The 11,614-nt window shown below is 46.2% G+C and carries 9 protein-coding genes; 1 reads left to right on the top strand and 8 read right to left on the bottom strand.

The window, feature by feature from the left end:
• On the bottom strand, positions 1-869 hold an 869-nt coding region (locus AB4Z17_RS15575), incomplete at its 3' end, for a Gfo/Idh/MocA family protein (protein ID WP_441960709.1).
• Positions 870-914: 45 nt separating this feature from the next.
• Positions 915-2,282, bottom strand: coding sequence for an N-acyl-D-glucosamine 2-epimerase (locus AB4Z17_RS15570; RefSeq protein WP_441960707.1), 1,368 nt, complete (start codon positions 2,280-2,282; stop codon positions 915-917).
• Between the two features lie 312 nt (positions 2,283-2,594).
• Between AB4Z17_RS15570 and AB4Z17_RS15565 the strand changes: the two genes are divergently transcribed.
• A complete protein-coding gene (locus AB4Z17_RS15565) occupies positions 2,595-4,133 on the top strand; it encodes a DUF4127 family protein (protein WP_441960705.1) in 1,539 nt (512 codons plus the stop codon).
• Between the two features lie 90 nt (positions 4,134-4,223).
• Here the strand turns inward: AB4Z17_RS15565 and AB4Z17_RS15560 are convergent, their stop codons facing one another.
• The 6 genes from AB4Z17_RS15560 to AB4Z17_RS15535 all read right to left on the bottom strand — a co-directional run bounded on the left by AB4Z17_RS15560 (position 4,224) and on the right by AB4Z17_RS15535 (position 11,612).
• Positions 4,224-5,285: a Gfo/Idh/MocA family protein gene (locus AB4Z17_RS15560; RefSeq protein ID WP_441960703.1), complete on the bottom strand. Its 1,062-nt coding sequence runs from the start codon at positions 5,283-5,285 to the stop codon at positions 4,224-4,226.
• Positions 5,282-6,340, bottom strand: coding sequence for a DUF4855 domain-containing protein (locus AB4Z17_RS15555; RefSeq protein ID WP_441960701.1), 1,059 nt, complete (start codon positions 6,338-6,340; stop codon positions 5,282-5,284). Before AB4Z17_RS15555 ends, AB4Z17_RS15560 begins: the two co-directional genes overlap by 4 nt.
• 18 nt (positions 6,341-6,358) lie before the next feature.
• Entirely contained in the window at positions 6,359-7,042 is a 684-nt protein-coding gene (locus tag AB4Z17_RS15550; RefSeq protein WP_441960699.1) for an N-acetylmannosamine-6-phosphate 2-epimerase, read from the bottom strand.
• 98 nt (positions 7,043-7,140) lie between these two features.
• Positions 7,141-8,136 carry a carbohydrate ABC transporter permease gene (locus AB4Z17_RS15545; protein WP_441960697.1) on the bottom strand — a complete coding sequence of 332 codons (996 nt, stop codon included), beginning with the start codon at positions 8,134-8,136 and terminating at the stop codon, positions 7,141-7,143.
• Positions 8,137-8,151: 15 nt separating this feature from the next.
• On the bottom strand, positions 8,152-9,054 hold the full coding sequence (locus AB4Z17_RS15540) for a carbohydrate ABC transporter permease (RefSeq protein ID WP_076270024.1): 903 nt from the start codon (positions 9,052-9,054) through the stop codon (positions 8,152-8,154).
• Between the two features lie 2 nt (positions 9,055-9,056).
• Positions 9,057-11,612 (bottom strand): DUF5696 domain-containing protein, encoded by a 2,556-nt coding sequence (locus AB4Z17_RS15535; protein WP_441960695.1) that lies wholly within the window; start codon positions 11,610-11,612, stop codon positions 9,057-9,059.
• Between the last annotated feature and the right edge of the window lie 2 nt (positions 11,613-11,614).

Below are 11,614 nucleotides of genomic sequence, written 5' to 3'. Positions count from 1 at the left end.
CCTCTAATCGCATCAATGAAGCTTTTATCCTGATTGGTGCTTTGAGCTGGCAGCTGAACTGGCAGAACGCCATCCATATAGGTTGAAATTTCAATTCTGCCATTCTCGAGATAGATCACGCCTAAATCTCCGCAGAAGGAATAAAACTCCTTATAGCCCGGTACATAACCAATAATGTTCAGCGCAGCAATGGCACCCTCTTCAAAGGCGATGCTCGAAAAAGAATCGATTTCCACCGGTGCACCGTGGCTGCTTAGCGTCGACTTCACCTCAAGCGGCGTAAGGCCTGTTGTCCATAACAGAACGTCAATAATATGGCTGCCTGAATCCATTAGCATACCGCCTCCAGAAAGCGCAGCATTTTGTCGCCATGTGCCTGTTTGGCTGCGTTTCCAATCCTGATAGAGCGTTGCGTTAATCGAGCTTAGCTTGCCAATTACGCCATCTGCTATCGCTTGGCGAATAAAGATGAACTCCGGTTGGAAATGCCTTTGGTAGGAAACCTGAAGCAGCCTCGAATTTGCCTCTGCAGCATTTATTAATTGCTCAGCTTCTTGGGAGGTGCAGGTCATCGGCTTCTCAATCAAGACATGGCAGCCTGCGTTCAATACATCAAGCGCTTGGGCAAAATGCAAAGTATGCGGGGAGCATATAATAACAGCATCCAAGCCGCCTTCTTCGAGCATTTCTTTATGGCCTGCGTATCGACGGGTATTGGTCAAATGGAATGTTGATAGAAACTGCAGAGCAGACTGTTCATTTGGGTCTGCCACTGCAACGATTTCCACGCCTTCCAGCGCTTGCATCTGACCAGCATGAAGCTGYGCGATACCGCCAGTACCTATAAAACCAATATGAATATTTTGCATATAATCATCTTCACTCCCCATGAGTAATGATTGCTGCGTTCTTGCTCAATAAACTCCTAGAATGGACAATCTCGTACCATTTGGAATCACATTTGCGGGTCTATCCTTAAACAACCATCTCTCCGGCGTATCACGAATATCACTTAGCTCTAGCACAAATGAAGCTGCCGGCAGCTGTTCTGAACGAAGAATAACTCTATTTCCATCAACCGCTATAATATCCCATATCAGAGAAATAGAAGCGCCGTTATCCCAAAGCTTGTAGCAGGAATCATTCATAGCCGAGTGTTCGTCAATCCGTTTGTTGAATGAAATCACAATTTCGTTTCTGCTTCTCCGTTCAGTTAGCATGGGAAACGGCTTATGATCATACATATAACCGCCTGTATGATACTCATAAGCTGTCCAAGATGCATAGCCGAGCGCAAAAGCCGTTTGACTGAATGTCTCCAGCCATTCCCCGCTTTTAATCATTGGTTGTGCAGAACCGATATCCGCCTGAACGGCTAATGGCAGCTCGGGAAATCGCTCCTTGATCTGATCGACAAAGGGCTGGTAGCCTTTAATGTAATCTGCTGGCAGATCACCACGCAGCCAATCGGGCCAATGCGTTTGCAAGAAATGGATATCGGGCTTAACCTTTTCAATCATCGATGGAGCATCAAGGCCTTGGTCTTCACGGAGTCGTTCAACGCTATCCTGTCCTGCATTGATCGCAAGCGACCAAGTGGCAACAACGATATCTGGCCTAACCTCGCGAATGCCTCCTTCTCCATTTATCATTTCATTTATAAAACCATTGACTGCTTCTACACGGAACTCGATCCACTTGTTGTAGGTTTGAACATCCCGAAGGTAATAGTTAGGAGCAGCTGCATTTGTAAAATCAGGCATATCTACGCCGTAACGTGCTCGGAACGCCGACCTAGCAAGCGGCCCAATATCTCCGTAAACCCCTCTCTCAATCCCGCCCCACTCCGGAAAATACGGCTCGGCAATTTCTATCCCGTCAAAAGGATACTCCGTCACAAGCTTAGCCATCGCTGATTTTTTCCACTGCACGTAGCCTTCACTAAATGGCGACAATCGCCAGAAGCCGTCATTCGGCTCCTTAAGCAGCTTCATCTGCCAAGAAGGCCATTCTTCTGGAAACCTGTCGGTAGAGAAGGTACCGTTTCCTATCACCATCGCCCACACCGGAATTCCTTTTTGACGGAAAGCGTGCAGCAAGTCCTTCTGAATGACATGTTCATTTACAACAAAATAATGGACGCTTTGATACCCTGCAAGCATAATTTCTTCAACAATACTCTCTGGCGACCTTTGCTGATAATAGGGAAATGAGGGATCAATCTGGATGCTAGGACCAGAAACGGCTTGGTTGCGAAATGAGTCCTTAAACAACGTAGACAACCATTTATACCTCCTTTTTCCAATTTCTCTTGTAGTGTACCACCTATAAATAGATAACGGAATATTTTTTTATTTATTTTAAATTTTTAGAATAAATCCTCCAATCGTTTCAATTTCGACTTTTCTAGTAGAACGAGACCACGCCTCATAAATGATCATCCAACAGCTGATGTGAGATCTCATACTCCAATTTTTATGACCATTTTAGAGAAAAAATCCTTTTTAATTTTTTTTATAAAAAAATATTCCATTTACTCAGCTTGATGTATAATAGGTGTAATTCATCATTTATCCATAAATGGAGGTCATTGTATGAGTAAAGTCGTTTACCTTCCGCTAGACGAACGTCCTTGCAATGCAAAATTTCCACAAATGATTGCTGCAATCAGCGATCTCTCGCTCGTCGCTCCGCCACTAGAATTGCTCGGAAGAAAGAAACAGCCTGCCCGCTATGAAGGGGTACATGACTGGCTGCTTCAGCAAGCTGTTGATGCAGACTACTTGATTCTTTCCGTTGATATGCTCGTTTACGGCGGCATTGTTCCTTCCCGTCTGCATCAATTATCGCTTCAAGCATGCATGGAACGTCTCCAACTGCTTGAGCAGCTGAAGCAGCGCAATCCATCACTTCGCATTTATGCGTTCAATTTAATTATGAGAGCCCCAGCTTACAACAGCAGTGACGAGGAACCTGACTATTACGCGCATTATGGACACTCGATTTATCGCTATGGCTGGTTAAAAGACAAGCAGACCTCCGAGCTGCTGAACGATGATGAACAAAACGAATGGCTTCAGCTTCATAACTCTATACCAAGCGCCATTCTAAATGACTTTCTAAAGCGCAGAGAAACGAACTCACAAGTGAATGAACATATTATCACGCTCGTACAATCCGGCATCATTGATCATCTTGTTATTCCTCTGGACGATAATTCGAAATACGGCTTCAGTCCGATGGAGCAGCGCAAGCTTCTTATCTCGGTTGAGGAGTACAATCTCATGGATAATGTGCTTATTTACCCTGGTGCTGACGAAATAGGAAGCATCTTATTCGCCAAGGTGTTTTGCTCGATCAAAAAATATCAACCTGAAGTTTTTGTTCGCTACTCCTCGACACTTGGGCCAACGATCATTCCGAAATACGAGGATCGCAGTCTGAATGAAAGCATAAAATCTCACTTAACTTCAGGAGGCGCCTTCATGGGTGATTCCTCGATGACAGCCGATTTTGTACTCATGATACATTCTCCTCCAGTGTCTTCGCATGATGCAGCTGAATCACCAAATTTATACCGGGATCGTCACCGTTCCTACTTCTCTGAGGTACATATAGCTGAATTCGTTACGGCGATTGAAGCGATAGCTAATAAAGGCTGCATGGTCGCACTGGCGGATGTCGCTTCATGCAATGGCGCCGATAATAGCCTCTTAAAGCTGTTATCCAAGAAAAACCTAATTTCCCGCCTCTCCGCTTACGCCGGCTGGAATACGTCCGGCAATACACTCGGAACGGTGATAGCGCATGCCATCGTAGCTTCCTACTATCGCCAACAAAGCAATAACCAAGAATCAAGCACACAGTTGAGCGAGCATTTCATGCTTTATCGTTTGATTGAAGATTGGGGTTATCAAACAATCGTAAGACAGGAAGTCGCTCATCACTTGCCAGAGCTCGGAGCCAACTACTTCGATGTGAGTCAAGTTAAAGAGCATGTATCTCAGCTCATCACCCAAAAGCTGCAGCGCTTCTGCAATGATTATTTAGCTGAACTCGCTGAGGGCAGGATCGACGAATTAAAAGCCGATCTCCCTTGGAATCGCATGTTTGAAGTCGATTTATCCCTATAACACAGCTCTCGTAAATGATCAACATCAGATATGGAAATGCTGTTCCTAGGCTTGCCCGATGGAACAGCATTTTTATTAATCCTTTAAAGCTCAGCTGAACTGAATTTCTTCACCCTTCTCTGCTGATTCGTATATGCCGCACAGCATTTTCATCACCTCAAGACCATCTTGTACTGGACTTAAGGTCTCTTTTCTTCCAAGACAGCTGTCGATGAAATGGTTGATTTCATTTTGGAATCCGCTGGCGAAATCAAAGCCTAGCTGGTCAACCTGCGGCGTAATGTTCAGAATCGTATCATGTTTCTCCGCAACGATGAACAGCTCCGGCTCGATTTCGGCGCCGCCTTTGTCACCAAAAATTTTGACGGTAATCTCATCTTTTTTGGCATGCAGCGTAAAGCTTACATCAACCAAAAGTGATGCCCCGTTGTCGAAACGGATAAGCGCGTTTGCCAGATCCTCAACGGTGTTTTTGCTGGAATCATAGTCGGATGCTTTGTAAAACGATAGATTTTGGACATTTGCCCGATTCCCTAGCTGACGATAAGTATTGCCGCTGATCGACTTTACTTTCGGCTTGCCCATTAAGTACCAGCATAAATCAATGATGTGTACGCCAAGATCTATTAAAGGCCCCCCGCCCGAACGCTCCTTGTCAGAGAACCAACCACCTGGATTCCCTAACCTTCGCAAACAAGTCGCCTTTGCATAATAAATGCTGCCGAGCTCACCTGCACTGATGAAACGCTGCAAAACGTCCGTATTCGAGCCGTAGCGCCTCACGAAACCAACCTGCAAAACCTTGCCGCTATTTTTCACCGCTTGCTCTACCCGCTCCGCTTCTGCAACGGTTTTGCAAAGCGGCTTCTCCACGAGCACATGCTTGCCGGCCTCTACGGCAGCAATGCTAATTTCAGCATGCGAGTTGTTCCATGTGCAAATGCTCACTGCATCGATTGCTGGATCTGCAAGCAGCTCGCGGTAGTCGGTGTACACCTTCTGCGCGCCAAATCTACTCGCTTTGTTTTGGGCCCGTTCTTCGTTTAAATCACATATGGCATAAAGGTTAACTTCTGGATTGCCTGCATACGCATTCAGATGAACCTCCGAAATAGAGCCTGCCCCGATCACGCCAATATTCACTTTTGTCATCGTTTATAACGCCCCTTTATAAATTGATAGGTCAAATCATAAATTTGCCTTTTCTCCGGCTCCTCCGCATATGCTGCATCAAAGAGCAGCTTGACGTCTTGATAATAACCTTTAAATACTTCCCCGCTATAACCATACCTTGCGCCGCCTGCCAAATAATTTTCATATTTTGCGCGGAAATCGCCATTGCTTTCAAAAACCCGAGAATCGACCTCGATCTCTACGCCCATGCCGGCTTGTTTGGCCATGTTGGCTGCGATCCCGACTCTCGATTCGCCTGTCTTAGTAAAAAAGTGATTAGGCTGCATTGCTGCTGCGTCAAAGCCTAGCTCCTTCCATTTCCAATACAAGCTGGCCCTGTAATAGGGAATCCAGAAAAATTTCAACCCTTTCGCGCGAACCATATCTCCCGTCCAGCCAATCAGCCCTTCCTCGTAGGGAACGCTCGTATTCACAGCTTCATTCATCCAATAGAGCGCCTTCAGCTCGAGAAAGGGCAAGTCAGCATTCTCCCAGCGCTCTAGAAGTTGACCAATATACCACTCAAGCGCTTTTTGTTTATTTCGAGTCGCTTCTACTGCAGAAACAATCGTATGATCGAAGCAAAGCGATTTGTTGTCATCGCTTATTTCTCCAAAGTTTTGTTGATTCGGAGCCGGATAGGGAATCATGAGCACAACCTTCATTTTATGCTCTGGGTCTGCTAATTTTAGAGCAACCTCCTCCATCGCTTCATTTAATGCCGACAGTTCACCTGATTCTGCAAAGGTCTTATCCAAGTACCATTGCCAGTCTTTTTGATCGTTTGGATGCTCCTCTGATTCTTCAAATCCGTTTGAGGAATAAGACCACTTGGCTAGAAACAAAGCACCGTCAAACAGCCATTCGAGCGGCTTGCCTTCAGCATCGATGTAGCTGATATAGGGAATAAATTGTTCTTTCCTCCATACGCCCGCATCGTTTTTATAATGACCGTTATAAAACAACATCAGGTTGTTTATTCCTGCCGTTTGTTCCCCTGAACGAAGAAAAGCTCCACTATCCGATCGCTCCATATCGCTGCCTCCTACTCATTACTTGATGCTCGTTACAAAACGTCTCACAACCTCTTGCGGCCTTGTAATAGCAGTTCCGATTACGACAGCGTGCGCGCCAGCGTCAAAGCAGCGCAAGCAATCCTCGATCGACCATATTCTTCCTTCCGCAAAAACGGGTGTCTGACCAAGCGCAGCTAATTTCCCGATCAACTCAAAATCAGGAGTTTGTTGCTTCGGACTTTGTGGCGTATAACCCGACATCGTCGTAGAGACGACATCTACGCCAAGCTTCATAGCGGAAACGCCTTCCTCAAAAGTAGAAATATCCGCCATGATCAGTGTATTAGGGAATTTTTTGCGAATAGCAGCAATGACATGATCCAGCTTCTCGTTTCTTGGCCTCGGCATGGAAGTACAGTCTATAGCCACGATGTCAGCACCCGCTCGAATCACTTCTCCTGCCTCTAGCAAGGTTGGAGTAATGTAGACATCGCTATCGGGATAATGTTTTTTATATAGTCCGATAACCGGAATCTTGCATTTGCGTTTGATAGCGGCAATATCCTGAGGCGTATTGGCACGGATAGCTGATGCCCCTCCGGATTCCGCTGCCGCTGCCATCGCAGCCATAATATCGGAGCCGTACAATGGCTCATGCTCAAGCGCCTGACAGGATACGATAAATCCTTTTTTTAGTCCGGCAATTAATGGTGGGATCATAGGGTCACCTGCTTATCCAAGAGCCCCTCGCTATCTACTCCTATGGCATCGTTCATTGCAGTACCCTCCAATCGTAAGTACGGTTGCCCGAATAATCGCTAGCCTACCAATCCTGTGCGCTCTACGCTTTCTACAAAGTATCTTTGTGCGAATAAATAAAGAATGAAGATCGGTAAAATGCCGAGCAGTGTGCCAGTGTTCAAATATAAAGATGTATGAGAAATACCTCCAACATATTCGGGTCGAACAGCGCCAGGCAGCAAATCGAGCATTCTTGCTAGAAGGGTATAATTTGGCGCAAAGAGATTTACAAAGTAGCTGTCATTCCATTGCCAGATGAACGAGAACAGCATGACCGTAGCTATCGCAGGTACAGCATTAGGCAGCATGACTCTTGCAAAGGTACCCGGAATGCCCGCTCCGTCCACATACGCAGCCTCCTCCAAATCCTTCGGCAGCGAGCGAAAAAATTGACGGAAAATATAAATATACAGACCGTTTTTCAAGCCCATCGCAAGCCCCGAAGAAATAAAGAAAGGCCAGAAGCTCTCCAGCAGATTCACGCCATCTTTTCCTGTGAACAGATGATAAAGCCCAAACACATCAAAAAAGCGATAATGCAAATACGTAGGAACCATAATCGTTTGCGGCGGCACAACGATGGTGAAGATGACGACTCCGAACAAAATGGCGCTGCCCCGGAACTTGAGCCTTGCAAAGCCATACCCAGCCAGTGCGCAGGAAGCAAGTTGAAGCAGCGACGTCCCAAGGCTGAGCAGCAGCGTGTTAGTGACGGATTCCGAATATTTTAAATAACCCATGACGATTTTGATATTATCCAGTGTAAAATGCCGCGGCAGCCAAACGACGGTTGCATCGAACATATCCTGCTTGTCGCGCAACGCGATGGAAAGCTTCGTAATGATCGGATACAAAATGATAAAACAAATCCCGACGATGAGTACGGAACGGATGAATATCCAAAGCCAATGCTTCGCTTTTTCAACTGGGCTATGGCGATCGTACCAGCTCGTTGCGGCCCGCACTAGGGCAGAGTCCGAGAAGCGGCTTTTCACCTTCGTCTCAGCATCCATATCTCTTCCTCCTTGTTAGTCATAATAGAATACACGCTTCGAAATCAGATACGTCGATACGACTAGAATGATCGAGATGACTAGAAAGTAAATCCACGACATCGCCGAGCTGACGCCAAAGTCCAATCGACCAAAAGCTGCGTCCTGAATCATTTGCGTCATTTTATTGTCATAGAAGGAATCGATGATGGTATACACCACATTCGTCAGAATGAGCGGCGAAATCATTGGAAACGTTATTTTCCAGAAGGCTTCATAACCTGTGGCCCCTTCCATCTTCGCCGCTTCATAAAGAGAGGGTGAAATCGACTGCAGCCCCGCTAAAAAAATGAGTATCTGGACGCCAGACGAGCTGATGATCTGGTAGATTCGATCAACCGCACTCGTCAAATACTCCACAATGTCCCGGCTAAGACCGGCTTGGAATAACAGCGGCCTAAGCTCAATGCTTCGCAGTCCAGAATAGTTGCCCTCCATGTCGGTTGAAGCGGAGCCGATCATTTGAGCTAGAAAATTGCCGTTATCAAGCTTAGCTATAACCCCTGAGGCTAACACAACTGGCAGGAATATGATCGCTCTCGCAAGCATTCTCCCTCTGAATTTCTGCACCAATAATGTGGCTGTAAATAAGCTGAAAAAAATAATGAGCGGTACGTTTAATGCCATCACCGTAACGGCTTCCGTTAAGGAACGAACGTACCACGCATCAACGAAAAAGATGTTGCGATAATTTTCAAGGCCGACATATTGAAGCGAGTAGCCTTCCGAATTTAGCGTCAGCTTATGGAAGCTGAATTGAAGCGACTGGACGAATGGGATAACCATCAGCAGTACGAATCCAAGCAGCCAAGGGGTTACGAACAACACGCCGTATATTTCCTTTTTGCGCTCCAAGCTCAGTGTTCGTCTCTTCGACATCCTTATCCCCCCTTAACGATGTAATCATGGGCTTCAATGCTCACACCATCCGTATGCACAACGGCATCGCTGTAATTTACATAAACCGTTAAGCCGCTCTCATACACGGTTTTGTAAGTGCGTTCCGCCAGCTTTTCGTGCTTGATCATGCTCTGACCGCGGACCTGCCGCAGCACTGCATTCACTTCGCCATACGCGTCGACAGCCTCATCAAACCATTGCTCATAATCATTCGAATAAAGATAACTGAATCGAGTGTCCTTAAGGACGGACGGCTCCGCATAGAACCAGCTAAAGTAGACATTTGATCCCGTTTCAAGCGAGCGCAGTACACTTTCCCGAATGTCTTGCTCATCAGCCATGTTGTATGCTTTTCCCGCATATTCGATATAACCATGCAGCACCATTTGGTTAAACGGTATCGACTCACCGGATAGCTGGTATTCATTGCTTTTTTGCGGCAGGTTTAGAATATGCGATACATACGGAAGCACATAAGCATTGCCGCCATTGACCATTATGCTTGGAGACATCTCCGAAATGGCTTCGAGCTGATCTGTAACGATTCGTTTTGCGTCCTCTCTTGTCACCTCTGCATTTCTTCGGAAATCCGAATGAAGCTCAGAGCCCAGATCCCTTAAGGAAATAGCTCCAGGATTCAGCTTCTTGAAATCAGACAGAAAACCGCTGACCGTTGAACTTAGCTTTCTTGGAGTCAACAAATAGTGTGACAACAGCTCGTTATGCCGAAAATATGCTGCGCGATCGAACTCATAAATTTTCGCATAGCGCCGAGAAATGTACTGGGCAGAGTCTTTGCTCGGGCTAAATTTCCCGGAATTCTGATAGATATGCTGGAAGGCAGCATCCGGATAAAACCCGCCTCCGCTCTTCTGCAGCTTTTCCGCTAATCGCTTCCAATCGCCTTTGCTCCCTATCACGTTATCCATGTCGATATTCGATGCTATCGTATGATTTAAGCCTTCATTAAACCAGCCCTTGTAACTCAGCCGTATATTTTGTATTTGCTTGCCGTGAAGCTGATCAACGAGCTGCTCAGCTTCCTTCAAATTCGTTAAAGGCACAAGAGCCTCATATGGAAAACCTAACATGTTTTTCTTTTTTGGGATGCTGCCAACAAGCTCCATATAAAATGGCGCATCTCCTTCTGCTTTCAGCTTTGTTAGCCCATCCGCCTTCTCCAAATAAGTGCGATAGCTTGCTGCCATGCCCGAGTAATCAGCCTCATCGCCGCTTAATAAGGAATAACGAATTTTCAAATTCCCCTTGTACGTCTCCTTTGGCGTTTTGTGCATAATCTCGTTATTGCTTAAACGCACCTCGTCCTTCGGCAAAATAATGAACTGGGCTGCAATCGTATTAAACTCATGCAATCGCCCCCTTATATCCGCGGAAAGCTTGGCGAGCGCTTCCCCCTGCTCAATAATGGCAAGAAAAGCAGCATCGTTCTTTTTCATTCCGAATACCGGCAACCGGTTTGGTTCAAGCGTATTAAACTTTTCATTTACATAGATCGAGCTGTCTTCACCGTAAATCGGAATCAGGATAGGCTGCGCTTGAATATTTCCAGTGTTGAACCTAATAAGTGTTCCCGACCCGTCAGGAAGAAAGAGGTAGCCGTCATCCTTCTGGCCCGCAGCTCCGAAATTTTCAAGAAGACTGATCGAATGTATCCGATAAGGCGGAGTATCTTCAGTGATGGTCGACGTATCCACTGAAGCGATTAAATCTCTGCCGTCCAATGTGTATTCAATCGCTGCTGAAAATTTCGGCTTAACCGATTCTTCAGCTGCTCCACCGCCGTCTCCCTCACCATTATCGATAGCAAAATCCTCTTCCGTATATTCCGCCTTCTCAAAAATTGCCAATAGCTTTTTCACGACAGCTTTTGGTATTTCTCGGCGTTCGTAAATACCCTGCTCCTCATTTAGCTTGTATCTAACCTTCAGCTGTTCTTGATCCGCAGGATCTTCCAATCGCTTCAGCAATCTTTCTTCGAACCGCTCCTTGCTTATCTTCTGCGGTATGGACTCGAGCCCTTTCTGCGGATCACCGAACAGATAGGTGACCGTCACCCCATTATCCGCTTGCTTAATTTCAAACTGATTAAACTTCACGCTGTTGTTATAGCTGTCATAATCCTTGTTCTGACCGCTCTTCGTGAGGTAAACGAAAGAGATTTGGGAGGATAATTTCCCCTTTAAATAAGGTGAAGCAAGGTTATCCTCCGAGCTGTCTGGATTCGAGCGCCAAATGTTCCCGCTTTTTTTATCCACGACTGCGATTTCAGCAGTAGCTTTGCTGATATACAGCCGAAGCGCATCGTTCTCCAGCACCGGATCAAGACCTTCTATTCGAGGCTCCACTTGAGCTGATGCGTACAGTGCACGGAGCGAAGCATCCGTTGCCGCGGCAACTTTACTAGGTGTCCCGGATGTAAGGGTACTGTTAACCGTTCCCGATGTGCAAGCCGGCAGCGACAGCGTCGCAAGCAGCAGGGATAATGCCACCCATTTCCGTGTATTGTGCTTTGACATGG

Origin of the sequence: Paenibacillus sp. TAF43_2, from assembly GCF_052113545.1 — a bacterium.
Lineage (GTDB): Bacteria > Bacillota > Bacilli > Paenibacillales > Paenibacillaceae > Pristimantibacillus.
The sequence above is the reverse complement of the archived record's forward strand: the minus strand, read 5'-3'. Positions and strand labels throughout refer to the sequence as shown.